We start from the raw sequence: 20,010 nt of genomic DNA, 5'->3' as shown, positions 1-20,010 counted from the left end.
TTATTCTTAATTTCTTTTACAAATTTAAAATATTAATTCCAATAAAATACTATGCATGCATAATATTTTTTTGTTAAACTATTACGATTTCGTTACTTTACAGTTTAAATTTAATATTTAACAAATAATAACCTGTTAGCGATTGAGAAATTCTTTCTTCTGTAAAATTATCGAATCGCGTTAATGTAATTTGTTCGTAATTTTTAATGTTCAGAATATCGTGCGCTATTACGCTTATTTCAACTTTCGACTTTGGGAAATTTACACGAAGTCTTGGACTAAGCTGATAAATTTCGTTGGATGAAGTGGAAGCGCTTATTTTTTTGTACGAGAATTTATTTATGAATGAGATAGTATTGGAAATTTTAAAACTAGTTTCGATAAAAGGATTTACTATTGAAATACGATTACTAAAAAAAACATCTTTATATATGTCTTCTGAGATTGCTACTCCGGTTTCAAATTGTAAACTGGTTTGTCTTAATCTTGATACAAAGGAAATATATCCAGAAGTCGATTCTGTTTTTAAATTTTGCTTAAGGTTATTTGAAAATAAGATTTTAGAGCTGGAGGAATAAGAAGCACTTGCTCTAATTGAAAAGGGAACGAAAGAAAGTGTTTTCTCTGAATAAAGCATCGAATTAAAACGGTTTTCAAAGGGAGCCAACTGATATTGAATCAAATTTACCGCTGCATCGGCACTGGAGTTATTGGAAATGATATTTGCTGCCTTATAATATGAAACATTAGAAATAATGGATAATTTTCTTTTATTGTTAAAATAGAAATAATCAATTCCTACTTGATTGTTTGGTGACACACTGTTTAATCGAAGGTTCACATTTGAGTAAATGGTTCTGTAGTCACTAATAATACTGTTGGGTATTAAATTTTCTGCTTGTGTGAGGCTGTTGTTTCTGGAAAAAGATAATTTGAGATAGTGATTGGAGTTGAAATCTGTTTTCAAGCTTAATTTGGGAGTAAATAACCACTTTATGTCGGTTGAATTGTCCATTTTAAATTGAATTCTGGAGTAGGATAAAGCAGATGAGAATGTAGTTTTTGTAGAAAATTTAAATTTAGTTTGCAATCCTAAACTTTGAACGCTGTTCTCAGTGATTATGTCATTTTCAAATTGCGGAAATTGCTCTTCAGTGCTTTTATAATTATCCTTTCGAGACGATGACTCCATAAAAAATGCGTTGGCTGTCTTTTTTACGTTGAAAGTATAATTGGCATTCACATCTATATTATTCTTGTTTAAGTCGCTATTTTGAATAATTTTGTAGGTATCATTTTCAAAGTTTAAAGCTAAAAAAGGAAGATTTGATTCGATATTTAAAAGGTTTGATTTTTTTAGAATTTGCTGTTTTAAAGAAAAATTAAAGCCTTTGTCATTTTCGAGTAGGGTAGTTAAATTCAATTGATGATTGAATGCATAATCTATTTTTTCGTTTGAGTTATTTAATTGGTTTCCATTGTTATCGATTGCAACTGAATTCGATTTGTTCACGCCTGAAAAGAACCCTTTATAGCTGATTAGTGTTTTTTCATTTGGTTTGTGGGCAATATCTAAAGAGGAGTTGGTGAAAATTGTTTCTTCATTGATGTCTCTTCTATCTTTATTGGAGAAAATACCAGAGTTGGACGAGTAGAATTGCGTATTTGACTGTTGTTCTATTTGATCTACACCATTGAAAATCGCGTAAAAGTTTAACTGTGTTTTTTTATTGGGGGAATATTTTAGATTTAAACCTGTAAAATAGGATGATCGTTCTTTTACATTATTTCCAATGGTTAAAAACCGGGGTAAATCATCATTTTTCGAAAATGTAGTTTCACCAATAGTACCCTCTTCTTTTTGATTTGTAAATTTGGTGTAATCGTCAATGTTCATCGAAAGTTCTCCCGTATTATTGGAATCGCTAATCAGACTAAATAACGTTTTTTTGCTAAAATTAAATAGTGTGGCGTGTAATTTATATTTGTTATCGCCAGCACCCGCGGATACGTTTCCTGTAAGTCTGTTTTTGAATTGTTCTTTGATGTTGATATTTAATGCAGTAATCTCAGATTTATTGTTTTTTTTAATAGTCTTAAATTCAGTATAGTTTTTTATTAACTCAATATTTTTAACCATTTCAGCAGTGATGTTTTCGGTAGCTGTTTTTTGTTGGTTAATAAAAAATTCCTCTCCATCAATTAAAAGTTTGTCTACTTCTTTTCCATTTGCTTTGATTTTGCCTTGAGAGTCTATGTCTAAGCCGGGTAACTTTTTGATGACATCTTTCAAAGTTTCTTCGGTACCATTTAGAAATTTTTCGATCCGGTATCTTAGTGTGTCGCCAATTTCAGTCATTCCCGCAGCCTCGTTCTTAATGATTACATTGTCTAGATCAATTTTGTTTTCTTCTAATGTAATTTTGCCTACGTCTAACAAATTATTTGTTATTTCAATCTCTTTTGTGAACGACTTTATACCTAGACAACTTATTTTTAGGATATACAAACCTTTCTTGTCTACCACTAAGCGAAAATTTCCTGAAGTGTTAGAAAAGGAAAAAGCGATAATTTCATCATTTTCAATATCTTTTAATTGTACTGTAGCCTGACTTATTGGTTTACTGGAGATGTCCACGACTGAACCGGTCACGTTATTTTGAGAAAATATAGGTACAGCAAACAATAAAAAAAAGCAGAGAAACTGCTTTTTTAGTGAAGAAATATCCTGAAAAAAATGAATCATTATTTGTTACTTTGTTTCGAATAGTCACTGAAACTCATTTCTGTAGCCCTGTTGTTAGGTTCCTCAATTGCTGTGTTTTCTTTGCTAAAAACCAATTTGTCAAAAGTTAAAACTGTAATATTGCTAATCTCCACTTGTATTATTAATCCGGGTAAGCCGCTGTAGTGCATGGGTCCATCGTTAATAGGTATATCTTCAGTGTACCAAGCAACGATGGATTGATTGGAGTTGAATGTCGTATTGATTGTAGTTGCTTTTTTACACGCGTAGCCGTTAATAGCCTTGGATTCATTGATTAATTTCCAGTTAAATACGGGTAATGATTCTTTTATGTTTATGTCCTTGTTATCTTGAGTAAAAACAACTTTTAATTTTTTTAAATTGAAATCTTTATATCTAATGAAAGACGAAGGTCGACTTATGGACGATGTTGTTGCGTGTTTTATTCCATATTTTTCGATATAGGTTGTGTCAATTGAGGATTTTTCGTTCGAAATCAAATTTTGTATTGATTTATTTTCTGAATATAGATAGGAAAAAATCATTGGTTTAAGTGATTTGTCAGAAAGTGCTGTCTCGTCTCCAATTCCTTTAATTGGTTTTTCCATAAGAATAGCCTTTAGAGTTTGTGCAGTTGCAAAATTAAAAAACAATATAAGTACGATTGAAAATAAATTATAATTCATATGTGGTTTGATTAAAAAAATGAAAGGGGGTTTCACCCTTTCGTATTTATGTATTTAATATGTTCGGTTTATTCAGCCGCTAAGGAATACCAAGTGCAATTATAAGTAGTTGTAACGGTTGTTACGCCATTTAAACCATTATAACTTGATGATTCAGAGCTTTTATAGCAAAACCAAGCATCTTTTTTTTCTAAAGTGTTCGTTTTTGTATTTTTTTCTCTTGTTAATTGTAACTTTTCAGTGTTGCTAACAGTTTTTGACTCGTTATTGGCCACCGCTAAGCCAGAAAAAGCAATTAATGCAACTGCTGTAAATAATAATTTTTTCATAGTATAATGTTTTAAGGTTATACTTGCTAAATAAAAAAAAAAAAATGACTCTTGCAAGAAAAAACTTAATTTTTTAATAATTATTAAATTGAAGAAAATTATATTTTAGAAATCTTTGGTATAGAGGTGTAAATTCTACTAAAACAATCAATCAAAATATAAATAAGGTGTATTACATCGATTTCGTAGCCCGGATAAAAGCGGCATCCTTCTTGCGGTCTAGTTTTTTAGAACTAGACTGCAAGAAGATATAGCGGTTAGCGGGAAATAGCTCCTGATTATTTTAAAGTAATTTATGCATTTAAGTGGTTTTAAATATTTATTTTTGCTTTTCGAAAATTACACACATACAATATACAACTATGAGAACTATACAATTTAGAGAGGCTATTTGCGAAGCGATGAGTGAAGAAATGCGTCTGGATGAGTCCATATACTTAATGGGTGAAGAAGTTGCAGAATATAATGGTGCCTATAAAGCATCGAAAGGTATGCTTGCTGAATTTGGAGAAAAAAGAGTAATTGATACTCCAATTGCTGAACTAGGTTTCACTGGAATCGCAGTAGGATCAGCGATGAACGGGTGTAGACCAATTGTAGAATATATGACATTCAATTTCTGTTTAGTGGGAATTGATCAAATTATAAATAATGCCGCTAAAATGCGTCAAATGACTGGTGGGCAATTTAATGTGCCAATCGTTTTTCGTGGACCAACCGCTTCAGCAGGGCAATTAGGAGCAACACACTCACAAGCTTTAGAAAACTGGTTTGCAAATACTCCAGGACTTAAAGTTGTGGTTCCTTCTAACGTTTATGATGCAAAAGGACTATTGAAATCGGCTATTCGTGATAATGATCCTGTAATTTTTATGGAATCAGAGCAAATGTACGGTGATAAAGGAGAAGTTCCAGATGGTGAATATACGATTCCAATTGGTGTTGCTGACGTAAAACGTGTAGGAACGGATGTTACGATTGTATCCTTCGGAAAAATAATCAAAGAAGCGTACATCGCTGCTGATGAATTAGCAAAAGAAGGAATCTCCTGTGAAATTATCGATTTAAGAACAGTTCGTCCTTTGGATTTCGAAACAATCTTGACTTCAGTAAGAAAAACAAACCGATTGGTAATTCTTGAGGAAGCGTGGCCTTTTGCAAGTGTTTCTTCGGAGATTACATACTTAGTTCAAGAACGTGCTTTTGATTTTCTTGATGCGCCTATTCAGCGAATCACCACAGCGGATACACCAGCGCCTTATTCTCCAGTTTTACTGAAAGAATGGTTGCCTAATGCCGGTGATGTTGTAAAAGCGGTAAAAAAAGTACTTTACAAATAATCAAATAACAATGCAAAAGAAACTTCATCATACGAACATTTGATGAAGTTTTTTTTTATAATTATGAAAAAAATCCTATTATTCAGTCTGCTTTTTTTATTCGCATTTGCGAATAACATTTTTGCTCAAACAAAAGTGAGTGGCATTGTTGTCGATAAAGCAGGTCAGCCTATTCCCTTTGCAAATGTAGTTTTCAAAGACTCGAATGAAGGAATAGTTACCAATGAAGATGGTCGTTTTTACATAGAATCCCAAAAGACCTATCCCGCAATTGTAGTGTCCTCGGTAGGATTTTCAGAAAAAGAGATTTCGTTAGATAAACCGGTAAATTATAATTTCAAAATTCAGTTGAGTGAAGCCGAAAGCCTAAAAGAAGTAGTGATTTTTGCGGGAAAAACTTCAAAGAAAAACAATCCAGCACTTGATATTCTTAGAAAAATTTGGGAACACAAGCGCAAAAACGGGTTGAATCTATTTGCTCAATACCAAATGGAAAAGTATGAGAAAGTAGAGTTTGACATGAATACGATTGACAGTGCGTTTATGAAAAGTAAACTTTTCAAAGGCATGGAATTTATTTTTGATCAGGTAGATACTTCCAGAATTACCGGAAAAACGTATTTACCTATTTTTATCAATGAAGCTTTGTATGATGTATATGGAGATACTAAATTGAAGAAGGTAAAAGAGATAATGAAAGCCAACAAAACTTCGGGTTTTGAGGGGAATCAGCAAATTTTGACTTTCGTGAAAGATTTGTATTCGGATTATAATATCTACGACAATCACCTTACTTTTTTTGATAAAAGTTTCACCAGCCCGCTGTCAACTGCCGGAATTGATGTTTATAATTATGTGTTGCGGGACAGTGCGTTTGTAGATAAAAAATGGTGTTACAATATTGTGTTTTATCCCCGACGCAAGAACGAATTGACTTTTAAGGGTGATTTTTGGGTAAATGATTCCACATTTGCGATCAAAAAAATAAATATGGCGGTTACAAAAAGCGCTAACATCAACTGGGTAAAAGATATTTATTTAGAGCAGGAATTTGATGTGGTCAATGATTCGGTTTTTTTATTGACCCGTGATTATTTAATGTCGGATTTCGCTTTAAACAAAAAAGAAAAATCAAAAGGATTGTATGGAAAGAGAACCTCCTTCTACAGAAACCATGAATTCAATAAAGAGAAACCAGCTTCATTCTATAAAGAGGAGGTCAATTATATGGATAAAGCGGTTTACGATAAACCAGATGAATTTTGGCAAGAAAACCGTTTCGAAAATTTGAGCAAAGATGAGTTAGGTGTATATAAAATGCTGGACACCTTGAAGACCGTTAAAAAATTCAAACAAATATCAAGTTCAGTAATGGTGCTTGCCAGTGGGTATATCCAGTTTGGGCATATCGATTATGGTCCTGTTTTTTCAACATTTGGATACAATGAAGTGGAAGGTCTTCGACTGCGTACCGGAGCAAGAACTTATTTTGGCACAGCGGATACATGGAGATTGCAAGGATATGCTGCGTATGGATTTAAAGATGATAAATTTAAATACGGATTTTCAGGAAAATGGATGGTCGATAAGAAAAACCGACTTATTTTATCTGGAGGAAATAGGCGTGATGTTGAACAAATAGGCTCGAGTTTAACCGCTTCCACAGATGTCTTGGGTCGAAGTAATGCTTCTTCAACGATTTTTGCTTCGGGTAATAATGGTAAGCTGACGAATATCAATTTAAGTACATTTGGTTTAGAAATTGAACCGGTTAAAAACTTAACTTTTCAAACGGGGTTTTCCTATCGAACCTTAGAGTCTGCTTCGCCGACATTTAGCTTAGACTACTATACAGATGCAGCGAAGACAATTACTAAAAGCGATGTGAAACAATCGGAATTCAATTTTCGGGTAGGTTTCACACCTAAAAGAAAAACCATTGGGTTTGCCGTAGAAAGAGATATTGTAGACAGTCCTTATAGTGAGATTTCTGTCAATTACAGTCACGGATTTAAAGGGTTCCTGGATAGTGATTTTAAGTACGAAAAAATTCAATTGTATTATAAACAACCTATAATAATAGGGCCTTTAGGACGCTCCAATATAATTCTTGAAGTGGGGAAAACCTTTGGGACAATTCCTTTGGGATTGATGAGTGTTATCCCCGGGAATCAAACCTTCTTTTCTAACGAAAGCACCTTTAACAACCTCAATTTTTATGAGTTTCTATCGGATCAATACACCACCTTGCAGTGGAATCATAATTTTCAAGGAAGATTCTTTTCGAGAATCCCTTTTATGAGAAAACTCAATTGGAGAGAAATCATCGGGGTAAAAGGAGTTTATGGAACGATATCAGATGCTAATAGAGCGATAAATGCTTCGGGGTTAGCCTATAATGCGCCGGAGAATGTGTATTGGGAATACCAAGCAGGAATTGGGAATATTTTCAAATTTTTGCGCATTGATTTCGCTTGGAGAGGCAGTTATTTGAATACTCCCGATACCAATCGTTTTTCTGTAAAAGGATCGTTTGGATTCTATTTTTAATGGGAATTTGTTTCAGATTTAAACCTGTTATTTTTATTTGAAGCTAATCCAGCTATACACTGTATCTTTTTATCTCGTTTGGAAAACGAGATAAAAAGGATGCCGTTTCTATCTGGGCTAAAAAAATTAGATTATGCAACAAGCTATTGAATATCTTTCTGAAAAAGACACCATTTTTAAACTAATTATTGAAAAATATGGGCTTCCGACTATTCCAAAAAGACCACAAGGTTTTGAGACTTTAGTGTTGTTAATATTGGAACAACAAGTTTCGATAGATTCAGCCAAAGCCACTTTTTTAAAACTAAGAGAAAAGATAAAAATATTTGAACCGGGTATTCTCCTGAAGTTGCCTGATGAAGAATTTAGAACCCTTGGCGTAAGCCGTCAAAAAACCTCTTATATCAAAGCGTTGTCAATTGCAATATTAAATAAGGATATCGATTTAGAAAGCTTGCCAACCAAAACAGCGGATCAAGTACGACAAGAACTCATTAAAATAAAAGGAATTGGAAACTGGACCATAGATATTTATTTGATGTTTTGTCTGCAGGCCCCGGATTTGCTCCCGCTAGGAGATATTGCTGTTGTAAATACAATAAAAGAATTACTAGATATTCACGAAAAAGAAGCCATGGAAATTCATGCGGTACAGTGGAGTCCGTATCGATCTTATGCCACATTTCTATTATGGCATTATTATTTGAACAAAAGAAACAGAACTATAGTGTATCAATATTAATTTTGTGAAAGTTTAATATAGAGATAACATGGATTTTTCATTGTAAAAACGTATGGTTTGCTTATTTTTGCACCCATAATTATAGAAAAGAAAAAATTAAAATGACTGCAGACAAATTAACGACTTTCGATGTTCTAATCGAAATACCAAGAGGAAGTAGAAATAAATACGAATATGATTTCGAAATAAAAAGAATGCGTTTTGACAGAATGCTTTTTTCATCCATGATGTATCCTGCTGATTACGGATTTATCCCTGAAACATTAGCTTTAGACGGAGATCCACTGGATGTTCTAGTATTAGTAAATGAACCTACTTTTCCTGGATGTGTAATGGAAGTAAAACCAATCGGTGTTTTTCACATGGCAGACGATAAAGGGCCAGACGAAAAAGTAATCTGTGTACCGGTTTCTGATCCAATCTGGAATTCATTAAATGATTTGTCTGATATGAATCCGCATTTACTAAAAGAAATCGAGCATTTCTTCCAAGTATATAAAGATCTTGAAAACAAAACTGTAGATGTTGGTGGTTGGGGAGATGTAAATGAAGCTTATGCCATTATCAAGGAATGTACAAAGCGTTTTGAAGATATTGAAAATAAACCAGAAGGATTATTTAGCATTAAATAATTCCCGCACATATAATTTAAACAAAAAAGCAATACTCCGTTAAGAGTATTGCTTTTTTGTTTAAATTCGTTTCGTTACATTATTAAAAATAACCAAAAACCAAACCAAAATTATGAATACAATAATGATTTATTTGCCAATAGTCATGGCATTTATTGGACTGGCATTTATGCTGGGAAAAAGAAAATGGGTTTTAAAACAAGATGCCGGAGACGGTAAAATGAAAGAGATTTCAGATTATATTTATGAAGGGGCGCTGGCATTCCTTAATGCTGAGTACAGGTTATTGGCTTTCTTTGTAGTGGGTGCAAGTGTAGTTCTTGCAGGAATGTCTTATTTATTTCACACCACCAATATATTAATAGTTGTTGCTTTTATTTTTGGAGCATTTTTCTCTGCTTTCGCCGGAAATATGGGAATGAAAATAGCAACAAAAACTAACGTAAGAACCACACAAGCAGCCCGTACCAGTTTGCCGCAGGCGCTGAAAGTTTCTTTTGGTGGCGGAACAGTAATGGGATTGGGAGTTGCCGGTTTAGCGGTGTTGGGTTTGACAAGTTTCTTTATTTTCTTCTATAATTATTTTATGGGTGGCGTTTGGACTTCATCAGAAGATATGACCAAAGTGCTGGAAACATTAGCTGGGTTTTCACTTGGAGCGGAATCAATTGCTTTGTTTGCCCGTGTTGGAGGTGGTATTTATACAAAAGCAGCCGATGTTGGTGCTGATTTAGTGGGTAAAGTAGAAGCAGGAATTCCAGAAGATGACCCTCGTAATCCAGCCACTATTGCAGATAATGTAGGAGATAACGTAGGAGATGTTGCCGGAATGGGTGCTGATTTATTCGGTTCTTATGTAGCGACAGTTTTAGCCGCGATGGTTCTTGGGAATTACGTGATTAAAGATATGGGCGGGAATATTAAAGATGTTTTCGGCGGAATTGGTCCTATCTTATTACCAATGGCAATTGCTGGTTTTGGAATTTTAGTTTCTATCATCGGAATGATGTTAGTGAAAATTACGGATGAAAATGCAAAAGAAGCGCAAGTTCAAAAAGCATTGAATATTGGAAACTGGGTTTCTATCTTATTAACTGGTGTAGCTTGTTACTTTTTAGTACAATATATGCTACCTGAAACGATGAAAATGAATTTCTTCGGAGAAGGGATTCAAGATATTTCGTCTATGAGAGTTTTTTATGCAACCCTTGTTGGATTAACGGTTGGAGCAGTCATTTCATCAGTTACGGAGTATTACACGGGATTAGGAACAAAACCTGTTATGGCGATTGTTCAAAAATCAAGTACTGGTGCAGGAACTAACGTAATTGCTGGTCTAGCAACTGGAATGATTTCTACCTTTCCAACGGTATTATTATTTGCTGCGGCAATTTGGGGTTCTTATGCTTTAGCAGGATTTTATGGAGTGGCATTAGCGGCTTCAGCAATGATGGCGACAACTGCAATGCAATTAGCAATCGATGCTTTTGGACCAATATCTGATAATGCTGGAGGAATTGCAGAGATGAGTGAATTACCAAAAGAAGTGCGTACCAGAACGGATATTTTAGATTCTGTTGGGAATACCACCGCTGCAACGGGAAAAGGTTTTGCTATTGCTTCAGCGGCATTAACTTCATTGGCTTTATTTGCTGCGTATGTGACTTTTACAGGAATTGACGGAATCAATATTTTTAAAGCACCCGTTCTAGCAATGCTTTTCGTTGGTGGAATGATACCGGTAGTTTTCTCGGCATTAGCGATGAATTCCGTTGGGAAAGCAGCAATGGATATGGTTTATGAAGTGCGTCGTCAGTTCAAAGAAATTCCAGGAATTATGGAAGGAACTGGGAAACCGGAATATGCAAAATGCGTTGATATTTCTACCAAAGCAGCTTTGCGTGAAATGATGTTGCCGGGAATTATGACTATTGGTTTTCCAATTGCAATTGTTCTACTTGGGAAATTAGTTTACAGAGACAACAACCAATTAATTGCCGAAATGTTAGGTGGTTATATGGCCGGTGTTACCGTTTCTGGTGTGCTTTGGGCAGTTTTCCAAAATAATGCGGGTGGTGCTTGGGATAATGCCAAGAAATCATTTGAAGCCGGAGTTCTAATCAACGGAGAAATGACATACAAAGGTTCTGATGCGCACAAAGCTGCAGTAACTGGAGATACTGTTGGAGATCCATTCAAAGATACTTCTGGACCATCGATGAACATTTTGATTAAATTGACTTGTTTGATTGGATTGGTAATTGCACCAATTTTAGGTGAAGGAAGCCATACATTGGCTAATAAAGCTTCTTGTTGCGCTGTTTCTGAAATGTGTACTTCAATGTCTGCAGCCGAATGTTTGGCAAAGGGATGCACAAGTAAAACGTGTAAATATATGAATGCGGCAATGCCTGACCATATTGTTTCTAAAGAAGTTTCAATTCAAAAAACAAGTGTTGACGGAAAAGTAAAGGCTACAATTAAAACAAGCATAAACGGGAAAGTTACCACCCAAAATTTTGAAGGAACGGATGCAGAAGTTCAAGCTAAAATTGATGCGTTGAAATAATAGATTTTGCTGTTAAATAATAAATGCCTCGCAATTGCGGGGCATTTTCGTTTGAAATTATAAAATTATTGTTCTAAGGCATATTCTTTGATTAAAGTTGAAGCTGGAATATGGAGTGTTTCTGTTAAAACTCTAATTTGTTTAATAGTTAATGCTCTTCTACGTTTAAAAATTTCAGTTACTCTCGAGCGACTGTTTAAAATGACTCCTAAATCAGCATCTGTAAGTCCGTTTTGTTCCATCATAAACTTAATCGCTTCAATTGGATCTGGCTCAGGAATAGGATAATGTGTTTGTTCATATTTTTCTACTAGAGTGACTAGGATATCTAATTCATCCCCTTCTTTTGTATTTGGTTTAGCATCAAAAAGAATGTTTATTCTTTCTAAAGCTAAATCATAATCTTTTTCTGTTTTTATAGGATTTATTTCCATTTTTATAAGTTTTTAATGTCTTTCAAATCGTCATATTCGGGATGAGTTCCAATAAATAAAATATAGACTATTTGTGTTTCATAATTAATTTTTACGATTAATCGATAATGGTTGCCACAAATATTAAATACGACTTTATTATTTCCAATAAAATCCGCTGAACCAAAAATAGATTTTATAGCATTCGAATTCTCAAATTCTTTTTTATCAAACACCCGATACCATGCCAATAATTGCTGTTTTGAGTTTGGATATTGCTCCCAAAAATTTTGCAAGGTTCTTTTAGCGATTATTCTCATACATTATTTTCTATGTCAAAGATAGTTAAAAATTCCCTATTTGGGAAAAAACAATTTTTATGTTTTAATTTATTACTGATTGAATTGTGAAAATGTCTATCCTTTCATTTTGTTGTGTTGGGATAAATTTTAATTATAAAAATGATGATTTTTGACAATAATGCTATTGATGGCTCTTATAATTTAGAGAACGCAATAAGCTTAATAAAACAAATGTAGAGTCGTGGAAATCTTTGTAAACAAAAATGCCTCACGAAAGTGAGGCATCTTTAAAATATAGGTCTAAATTTATTCTAAAACAAGCCATGTAACTCGGCGTCAATTCTATTAATAATGGTTCCCAAATCTTCGGGGTTGTCGACAAAATTGATGTTGTCGACATCAATAATTAATAACTTTCCTTTGCTGTAAGTGTGAATCCAAGCTTCATAACGCTCGTTTAGACGGCTTAAATAATCAATAGAAATAGAGTTTTCATATTCACGTCCTCGTTTGTGAATCTGCCCCACTAAATTTGGGATAGAACTTCTTAAATAAATCAATAAATCAGGTGCCTTAACCGTAGATTCCATTAATTCAAAAAGAGAAGTGTAATTTTGAAAATCACGATTCGTCATCAAACCCATCGAATAAAGATTTGGTGCAAAAATATGTGCATCTTCATAAATAGTTCTGTCCTGAATAATTTTTTTACCGCTTTCGCGAATTTGCATCACTTGACGAAAACGACTGTTTAAGAAATAAATCTGTAAATTAAATGACCAACGTTCCATTTGATGGTAGAAATCATCCAGGTAAGGGTTGTCTACTACGTCTTCAAAATGAGGTTCCCACTTGAAATGTTTTGCTAATAAACGCGTCAAAGTTGTTTTTCCTGAGCCAATGTTTCCTGCTACTGCTATGTGCATTACGGTATTGTGATTTTATAATTTGTAATTCCCTCTGCTGTAAAAATAGATAAAATTTGGTCTTTGTAATAGAATTTTTTAAACGTTTTTTCTGAAATTTCAATTTCAAATTTTAAATCATTTTCGGTATTCTCATAAATTAGAATATTGTCCTTTCTAAAGAGGTATTTATTTTCGTTTATTATTTCAATGGAATCAAAAGGTGGTATTTTTTCTTTGAAGATTATTTTTCCAAACAGGTCACAACTGTACCAATTATTCTCTTCGTCAATCCAATAAAAGTTATTGAAATCAGTTTGATATTTTTTTATATTCTTCACGAACGGGATGGAGACCGTATTGTATTCTTTTTTTAAAAAATCAAAAAGACCTATTTGTTGGGTTAAATTGTTATAAATCCATAACTGATTTTGTGAAGCTAACCCAATTGCACCAACCATTATTGGAATTTGATTCTCAGAAAAGTTAATCTTTTGGGTTTCATTCAATTGATTGTCGAGCAAAATAGTTGTATTGAAATTTTCATAGAACAAAACAACAGTAAGCGGATTCAGCAAATCTACTTTTGTAATTTTACCTAAAGAAATATTCTTATACTCAAAGTACTCTTTTTCGTTAGTTTTAAATAAAACATTGTTTTTAACGTAGTAATAAAAACCAAATTGATCATATTCCAAAAATTGATCACAATCCAAAGGGACGAAGCCAATTTTCGTAGCCGTCAGTTTTTGGTTTTGTCCAAAAACAATAGAGGTGAGAGTGATAAAGAACAGAATTATACCTTTTTTCATAGAATGCTAAATTACGATTAAACCTTATACAATTATAAAAGTCTAACTGTTAATTTAACAGCATAATTGTAACAGAAACAGGAACTCACAGTCTTATCAATAAAAATTTAATAATCATGTATAAAATAATCTTCGTTTTAGTATTTGCAGTAGCTTCCTCTTTGGGGCTTCATGCACAAGAATTTCAAGGGATGGCGATTTATGAATCAAAAACAAGTACCTCTGATTTTAAAACCCGAATGCAAGGAAATAAGGATATGACTCCGGATATGCAGAAAATGATCGAGGAAAGAATGAAAAAAATGTTCGAAAAAACATTCATTCTTAATTTTGATAAATCAGCTTCCATATATAAAGAAGAAGAAAAATTAGACGCTCCAGGTCAAGGTGGTGGTGGCATGCGAATGATGGCTTCCATGACAGGTGGCGGAGGAACTTTTTACAAAAATGTAAAAGACAAATCCTATACGGTTGATAAAGATTTCATGGGAAAAGAATTTTTAGTAAAAGATTCTTTGCCTAATTTGAAATGGAAGATGGAATCCGAAACCAGAGTTATCGGTGGGTATAATTGTTTCAAAGCGACTGCAGTTCGTCCAGCAAGTAAAACAGATTTTAGAAATTTCAGACCTAAAAAAGAAGAAGCTGCAACTGCAAAACCTGCTGATGCTACTAAGAAAACGAGCTTCATGGATGAGATGGACATGCCTAAAGAAGTTACAATTACAGCTTGGTATACTCCGGAAATCCCAGTGAATCAAGGTCCGGAAAACTATTGGGGTTTACCTGGTTTGATATTAGAAGTTAATGATGGTAAAACGGTTATCTTGTGTTCAAAAGTAGTTTTGAACTCAAAAGTAAAAGCTGATATAAAGGCGCCAACAAAAGGGAAAGTGATTTCTCAAAAAGACTTTGATGAAACGGTAATTAAAAAAATGGAAGAATTAAGAGAAATGAACCAAGGAAGAGGTGGAAATGGCGGAATGCAAATAAGAATAGGGGGATAAAGGTATATATGACTGTCCCTTATTATTACCAAAAAAACATTTCAATATCTTTATTAAAATTAAAAATCACAAAAAAAAATTTGTAAACCCCTCAAAATATTAAATCTAATAGAGGAAACAGTATAATTTTTAAACATTGAGATCAAGAGGTTATAAGATGCTGTCTTTGTTCTGTTTTAACTAAAACAAAGAAATAGAGATATCAATCGGCATTCACGAAAAGCAATAATTTTTTTTGATATTTTTTAGACAATATTGTCTCTTATTCTCTTAATCTCATTGTTGATGATAGTAAAAAATAATCATGTTCCGTTTAGTGGGTAGTCATAAAGATATATCATAATGAACCTTTAAAAGTAATTACTAAGATTTTACCCTTTATCCCTAAATGAAAAAATCAATAATACTGGCTTTATTTTTTATTACCTCAATTTCCTTTTCTCAATCCATAAAACTAGAAGGTATCATCACTGATTCAAAATCGGTTGGTCTGGAGATGGCCAATGTAATGGCGGTGAATCAAGTTACAAAAGCAATGGACTCGTACGCCATAACAAATGACAAAGGAAAATATATTCTTAATTTAAAACCTAATACTTCCTATGTTCTTAAGGTTAGTTATTTGGGAATGCAAAATAAAGAGCTTGCAATTGTAACAACTACTGAAAACAGCAGTAATAATATTGCTCTTGAAGAGGGCGGAATAGAACTGGATGGTGTAGAAATTGTACGTGAAATGCCAGTTTCAATAAAAGGGGATACCATCGTTTATAATGGAGATTCTTTCAAGACTGGAACAGAACGCAAACTGGAAGATTTATTGAAAAAACTACCGGGCGTTGAGGTAAATGCTGATGGTGAAATTGAGGTTGAAGGGAAGAAAGTCACCAAACTAATGGTGGAAGGAAAAGATTTTTTTGACGGAGACACAAAGTTGGGCGTCAAAAACATTCCTGCGGATGCCATCGATAAAATCCAAGTGTTACGCAACTACAACGAGAATTCTATTTTAAAGGGAGTGGAGAACAATCAGGACAATGTAGCCATGAATATCAAACTGAAATCAGGAAAGAAAAATTTCTGGTTTGGAGATATGACCGCGGGAATTGGAGTAGCGCATAAAGAAAGCCGTTATTTGATTAATCCAAAATTGTTTTATTACAGTCCAAAATATAGCATAAATCTTATTTCAAACTTTAATAATATTGGGGAACTTCCATTGACGGTTCAGGATTATTTTAAATTTACGGGAGGTTTTAGAGGCATGATGCAAAAAGGTGGGTCAAGTTTTACTGTTTCTTCTAATGATTTAGGAATTTCACTGTTAAGGAATAATCGCGCTAAAGATATTGAAACCCAATTTGGAGCTACAAATTTCTCTTATAATGTGAATAAAGCTTGGAGTTTAAGTGGTTTTGGAATTATTTCTTCTTCTTTAACGGATTTAGAAACCAAGTCGCAAACGAATATTTTACAGCCCAATTCTTCCGAAATACTGTCAACAGAAAACCGCCAGGAAGTAGCGCTTCAAAAAAGTAATTTAGGATTGTTCAAATTGAGCTCCAGTTATAAACCTAGCACAAAGTTTCAATTTGATTATGATATATTGACGAAATTGTCTCAGCAAGATGAAAATAATTCGTTGCTCAGAGAATCTATTGTAAACAATAATTCTCAAACGGAAATCATCAGTACTTTGAAAAAACAGGATCCAATTTCGGCAAATCAAAACCTGAGTTTGTATTATACCCAAAGTGATAAAAATATTTTTGCTTTCGAAATGCAACATTTGTACCAAGAAGAAGATCCCTTCTATAACGCTAATTTACAATCGCAACCCTTTAGTTTGGCGGGTTATACTTCTGGTCAAAACAGAAATGATATTAATCAAAACCGTTTTGTAAAAACCAATAAACTCGATGCCAAGTTGGATTATTATTACATGCTTACCCCAAAAAGTAATATCAACGTAACATTGGGGAATACCTATTCAAATCAAAACTTCAACTCCGGTATTTTTCAAGTTTTAGACAATGAAACAGTTAATAATTTAGATGATGTAACGAATACGAATGATGTGAATTATAATTTTAACGATACGTTTTTGGGTCTGCATTATAAAATATTAAGCGGGAAGTTTACTTTTACTCCGGGAGTAAGTCTGCATTCCTATAACATGACAAATGAGCAATTAGGAACTAGTAATAGTCAAGATTTCTTCAGAGCATTGCCTGATTTCTTGGCGATTTATCAAATTAAAAAAGCAGAAAGTTTAACTTATAATTTTTCGTACACGAATAATTTTACCGATATCAATCAATTGGCCGAAGGTTATGTTTTCTCCAATTACAACAGCTTGACAAAAGGAAACAGAACATTGGAAAATGCAACGGCGCAAGTTCATTCTTTGCGTTATTTCAAGTACAACATGTTTAATTTCGAAAACATTAATGCTTTTGCCACCTATTCTAAAAGAGTTGATGCAATAAAAACAAGGGCAGTATTCAACGGAGTAAATCAAACTTCATCGCCTTTCAATTCTGATTTTGCCGATGAAACCCTGTCAGGAAATGGTTCCTATGGGCGTTCTTTCTTGAAGAATTACAAAGCCTCTTTGGGAGCCAATTTGAATTGGTCGAAATTCAACAACATTCAAAACAACGTTTTGTCAACAAACGAAAGTTTTACACAAAGCTATACAGTGAAAGCCTCAACGAATTATAAAAACATGCCCAATCTGGAACTTGGTTATAATGTGGTCAAAAATGATTATAACAATTCTACTTTTTACACGGAAAAACCCTTTGCCAGATTGGATTATTTCTTCTTGAAAAGTTTTTCATTCGTTTCTGAATTTGAATTTTACCACTATTACAACAACGCTAAAACAGTCAATAATGAGTATGATTTCTTGAGTGCGAGCTTAATTTATCAAAAGAAAGGAAGCAAGTTAGAATACAAAGTCAGTGGAACCAATTTGTTGAATACAACATCATTAAATGATGATAGTTTCTCTCAATTCTCCACCAGAACATCCCAATATACCGTGCAGCCGCGCTATGTAATTTTTTCTTTAAAGTATAATTTATAAGGAGCTAATCCTGCTGTACATTTCAATCTTTCCTGTAAAGATTATTTTTCTAAATAAAAAAAGGAGCTTCTCCCGAATGGTCGGGAGTCGCTCTTTTTTTATAAGAAAAAATGAATCGTTATCAGGAAAGGATTTCCATTTCCTCCCGAGACTTCGGAATGGGCTAAAAAAAACCGTCTCGTTTATAAAACAAGACGGTTTCCTATATAAATGCTTTGACTTATTACAATCCAAAAGCCGTTTTAACTTGGTCAACAAAATCTAATTTTTCCCAAGTAAACAATTCAACAGTAACTGTTTTTTCGTTTCCACCAGGAGCAGAGAAAGTTTTAGTAACTGTTTCTGGCGTACGTCCCATGTGACCGTAAGCGGCAGTTTCGCTGTAAATAGGATTTCTTAGTTTCAAACGTTGCTCAATAAAGTAAGGACGCATATCAAAGATAGCTTCTACTTTTTTAGCGATTTCACCATTAGTCAAGTTTACTTTCGATGTCCCGTAAGTATCAATAAAAATACCCATTGGTTTTGCAACACCAATTGCATAAGAAACTTGTACTAAAATTTCTTCAGCAACACCCGCTGCAACTAAATTTTTAGCGATATGACGTGTAGCATAAGCTGCGCTTCTGTCTACCTTACTTGGATCTTTTCCAGAAAATGCACCACCACCGTGAGCCCCTTTTCCACCGTAAGTATCCACAATGATTTTTCTTCCCGTAAGTCCGGTATCACCATGAGGTCCACCAATTACGAATTTCCCGGTAGGATTGATATGGTACTGAATTGCATCATTGAATAAATGCGCTTGTTTTGGGTTTTTTGCAATAATCCTTGGAATCAAAATTTCAACGATATCTTTTTTGATTTTAGCAAGCATAACAGCTTCTTCGTCAAAATCATCATGTTGTGTCGAAATTACTATAGCTTCTATACGTGTTGGCTTGTTGTCATCGCTATATTCTAAGGTAACTTGAGATTTAGCATCAGGGCGTAAATAAGTGACTTCATTATTTTCGCGTCTTAAAATGGCTAATTCCTGCAATAATTTGTGAGATAAATCAAGTGCCAATGGCATGTAATTTTCTGTTTCATTAGTTGCATAACCAAACATCATTCCTTGATCTCCGGCACCTTGTTCTTCAGGATTTTTTCTGTCAACACCTTGATTGATATCAGCAGATTGTTCGTGAATTGCTGAAAGTATTCCACAAGAATTGGCTTCAAACATATATTCACTTTTCGTGTAACCAATTTTCTTGATTACATCACGAGCGATTTGTTGTACATCTAAATAGGTATTAGATTTTACTTCACCAGCCAAAATCACTTGTCCGGTTGTAACTAAAGTTTCACAAGCTACTTTTGATTCTGAATCAAATGCTAAAAAATTATCAATTAATGCGTCTGAAATTTGATCTGCAATTTTGTCTGGATGTCCTTCACTCACAGATTCTGACGTAAATAAATATGCCATAATAAATATAAATTTAAAATTAAAGGGAGGAAAATAATTGCTGGAAATAGTACTAAAGGAGAGTTTCTGCTTTAGCATTTTTTCTACTGAAAATTTTTCAGCATCCATAATGAATTCGTTTCATTATGAAGAGGTTGCAATCAGTTCAAATTTTTCCTCTTGTATACGGGTGCAAATGTATGAAACCATTTTGAATTGCAAATTAATCTTTTGTTTTTTTTAATTTAAATAAAGTTAATTTAACATGTCCTAGTTGCCCCATAGAGTTTGTGAAATATATTGATTTTTATTTGGTGGATTCACAAATAGTTTGCAAATTTGCTATAATAAATAAACAAAAAATGAATTTAGTTAGTGTCAATATGTATTGTATGATGCCGGAAACTTCCGCAGAGCGCACTATTGTATAGTT

The 20,010-nt window shown here is 33.5% G+C and carries 15 protein-coding genes; 7 read left to right on the top strand and 8 right to left on the bottom strand.

Annotated features, from left to right (window positions below; translation table 11 throughout):
• Positions 1-97: 97 nt before the first annotated feature.
• From ACFX5E_RS08395 to ACFX5E_RS08385, 3 genes are all read right to left on the bottom strand, one after another.
• The gene (locus tag ACFX5E_RS08395; protein ID WP_379854751.1) at positions 98-2,746 is read right to left on the bottom strand and encodes a carboxypeptidase-like regulatory domain-containing protein; all 2,649 of its coding nucleotides are present in this window, start codon (positions 2,744-2,746) and stop codon (positions 98-100) included.
• Positions 2,746-3,432, bottom strand: coding sequence for a GLPGLI family protein (locus ACFX5E_RS08390; RefSeq protein WP_379854750.1), 687 nt, complete (start codon positions 3,430-3,432; stop codon positions 2,746-2,748). Before ACFX5E_RS08390 ends, ACFX5E_RS08395 begins: the two co-directional genes overlap by 1 nt.
• Positions 3,433-3,500: 68 nt before the next feature.
• A complete protein-coding gene (locus ACFX5E_RS08385) occupies positions 3,501-3,761 on the bottom strand; it encodes a hypothetical protein (protein WP_379854749.1) in 261 nt (86 codons plus the stop codon).
• 362 nt (positions 3,762-4,123) lie between these two features.
• Here ACFX5E_RS08385 and ACFX5E_RS08380 point away from each other — a divergent pair, with 362 nt between their 5' ends.
• The 5 genes from ACFX5E_RS08380 (at position 4,124) to ACFX5E_RS08360 (ending at position 11,594) form a co-directional block, all read left to right on the top strand.
• Positions 4,124-5,101 carry a pyruvate dehydrogenase complex E1 component subunit beta gene (locus ACFX5E_RS08380; protein ID WP_379854748.1) on the top strand — a complete coding sequence of 326 codons (978 nt, stop codon included), beginning with the start codon at positions 4,124-4,126 and terminating at the stop codon, positions 5,099-5,101.
• A 63-nt stretch (positions 5,102-5,164) separates the two neighbouring features.
• The gene (locus ACFX5E_RS08375; RefSeq protein ID WP_379854747.1) at positions 5,165-7,651 is read left to right on the top strand and encodes a DUF5686 and carboxypeptidase-like regulatory domain-containing protein; all 2,487 of its coding nucleotides are present in this window, start codon (positions 5,165-5,167) and stop codon (positions 7,649-7,651) included.
• Positions 7,652-7,784: 133 nt separating this feature from the next.
• A complete protein-coding gene (locus tag ACFX5E_RS08370; protein ID WP_379854746.1) occupies positions 7,785-8,393 on the top strand; it encodes a DNA-3-methyladenine glycosylase family protein in 609 nt (202 codons plus the stop codon).
• A gap of 101 nt (positions 8,394-8,494) precedes the next feature.
• Complete coding sequence (locus tag ACFX5E_RS08365; RefSeq protein WP_379854745.1) at positions 8,495-9,025, top strand: inorganic diphosphatase; 531 nt, start codon at positions 8,495-8,497, stop codon at positions 9,023-9,025.
• Between the two features lie 112 nt (positions 9,026-9,137).
• The gene (locus ACFX5E_RS08360; protein WP_379854744.1) at positions 9,138-11,594 is read left to right on the top strand and encodes a sodium-translocating pyrophosphatase; all 2,457 of its coding nucleotides are present in this window, start codon (positions 9,138-9,140) and stop codon (positions 11,592-11,594) included.
• Positions 11,595-11,659: 65 nt separating this feature from the next.
• Here ACFX5E_RS08360 and ACFX5E_RS08355 read toward each other — a convergent pair whose 3' ends face one another.
• The 4 genes from ACFX5E_RS08355 to ACFX5E_RS08340 all read right to left on the bottom strand — a co-directional run bounded on the left by ACFX5E_RS08355 (position 11,660) and on the right by ACFX5E_RS08340 (position 14,026).
• Positions 11,660-12,028, bottom strand: coding sequence for a helix-turn-helix domain-containing protein (locus ACFX5E_RS08355; RefSeq protein ID WP_379854743.1), 369 nt, complete (start codon positions 12,026-12,028; stop codon positions 11,660-11,662).
• A 2-nt stretch (positions 12,029-12,030) separates the two neighbouring features.
• Positions 12,031-12,327 (bottom strand): type II toxin-antitoxin system HigB family toxin, encoded by a 297-nt coding sequence (locus tag ACFX5E_RS08350; protein ID WP_379854742.1) that lies wholly within the window; start codon positions 12,325-12,327, stop codon positions 12,031-12,033.
• Positions 12,328-12,620: 293 nt separating this feature from the next.
• Positions 12,621-13,235, bottom strand: coding sequence for a deoxynucleoside kinase (locus tag ACFX5E_RS08345; protein ID WP_379854741.1), 615 nt, complete (start codon positions 13,233-13,235; stop codon positions 12,621-12,623).
• The gene (locus tag ACFX5E_RS08340; RefSeq protein WP_379854740.1) at positions 13,235-14,026 is read right to left on the bottom strand and encodes a hypothetical protein; all 792 of its coding nucleotides are present in this window, start codon (positions 14,024-14,026) and stop codon (positions 13,235-13,237) included. Before ACFX5E_RS08340 ends, ACFX5E_RS08345 begins: the two co-directional genes overlap by 1 nt.
• Positions 14,027-14,142: 116 nt before the next feature.
• Here ACFX5E_RS08340 and ACFX5E_RS08335 point away from each other — a divergent pair, with 116 nt between their 5' ends.
• Positions 14,143-15,033: a GLPGLI family protein gene (locus tag ACFX5E_RS08335; protein ID WP_379854739.1), complete on the top strand. Its 891-nt coding sequence runs from the start codon at positions 14,143-14,145 to the stop codon at positions 15,031-15,033.
• Between the two features lie 388 nt (positions 15,034-15,421).
• Positions 15,422-18,124 (top strand): TonB-dependent receptor, encoded by a 2,703-nt coding sequence (locus ACFX5E_RS08330; RefSeq protein ID WP_379854738.1) that lies wholly within the window; start codon positions 15,422-15,424, stop codon positions 18,122-18,124.
• A gap of 223 nt (positions 18,125-18,347) precedes the next feature.
• Here ACFX5E_RS08330 and metK read toward each other — a convergent pair whose 3' ends face one another.
• Complete coding sequence (gene metK / locus ACFX5E_RS08325) at positions 18,348-19,598, bottom strand: methionine adenosyltransferase (RefSeq protein WP_379854737.1); 1,251 nt, start codon at positions 19,596-19,598, stop codon at positions 18,348-18,350.
• Positions 19,599-20,010: the final 412 nt, after the last annotated feature.

This window comes from Flavobacterium xylosi (assembly GCF_042787345.1).
GTDB lineage: Bacteria > Bacteroidota > Bacteroidia > Flavobacteriales > Flavobacteriaceae > Flavobacterium > Flavobacterium xylosi.
Note: the sequence above shows the minus strand (reverse complement) of the source record. Positions and strands in the feature narration are given on the sequence as shown.

Excerpts from the sequence above, each read along its gene's own strand:
- ACFX5E_RS08330 (WP_379854738.1), top strand. The coding sequence starts at position 15,422 with ATGAAAAAATCAATAATACTGGCTTTATTTTTTATTACCTCAATTTCC.
- ACFX5E_RS08395 (WP_379854751.1), bottom strand. The coding sequence starts at position 2,746 with ATGATTCATTTTTTTCAGGATATTTCTTCACTAAAAAAGCAGTTTCTC.
- ACFX5E_RS08335 (WP_379854739.1), top strand. The coding sequence starts at position 14,143 with ATGTATAAAATAATCTTCGTTTTAGTATTTGCAGTAGCTTCCTCTTTG.
- metK (WP_379854737.1), bottom strand. The coding sequence starts at position 19,598 with ATGGCATATTTATTTACGTCAGAATCTGTGAGTGAAGGACATCCAGAC.
- ACFX5E_RS08390 (WP_379854750.1), bottom strand. The coding sequence starts at position 3,432 with ATGAATTATAATTTATTTTCAATCGTACTTATATTGTTTTTTAATTTT.
- ACFX5E_RS08370 (WP_379854746.1), top strand. The coding sequence starts at position 7,785 with ATGCAACAAGCTATTGAATATCTTTCTGAAAAAGACACCATTTTTAAA.
- ACFX5E_RS08355 (WP_379854743.1), bottom strand. The coding sequence starts at position 12,028 with ATGGAAATAAATCCTATAAAAACAGAAAAAGATTATGATTTAGCTTTA.
- ACFX5E_RS08385 (WP_379854749.1), bottom strand. The coding sequence starts at position 3,761 with ATGAAAAAATTATTATTTACAGCAGTTGCATTAATTGCTTTTTCTGGC.
- ACFX5E_RS08375 (WP_379854747.1), top strand. The coding sequence starts at position 5,165 with ATGAAAAAAATCCTATTATTCAGTCTGCTTTTTTTATTCGCATTTGCG.
- ACFX5E_RS08345 (WP_379854741.1), bottom strand. The coding sequence starts at position 13,235 with ATGCACATAGCAGTAGCAGGAAACATTGGCTCAGGAAAAACAACTTTG.
- ACFX5E_RS08360 (WP_379854744.1), top strand. The coding sequence starts at position 9,138 with ATGAATACAATAATGATTTATTTGCCAATAGTCATGGCATTTATTGGA.
- ACFX5E_RS08365 (WP_379854745.1), top strand. The coding sequence starts at position 8,495 with ATGACTGCAGACAAATTAACGACTTTCGATGTTCTAATCGAAATACCA.
- ACFX5E_RS08350 (WP_379854742.1), bottom strand. The coding sequence starts at position 12,327 with ATGAGAATAATCGCTAAAAGAACCTTGCAAAATTTTTGGGAGCAATAT.
- ACFX5E_RS08340 (WP_379854740.1), bottom strand. The coding sequence starts at position 14,026 with ATGAAAAAAGGTATAATTCTGTTCTTTATCACTCTCACCTCTATTGTT.
- ACFX5E_RS08380 (WP_379854748.1), top strand. The coding sequence starts at position 4,124 with ATGAGAACTATACAATTTAGAGAGGCTATTTGCGAAGCGATGAGTGAA.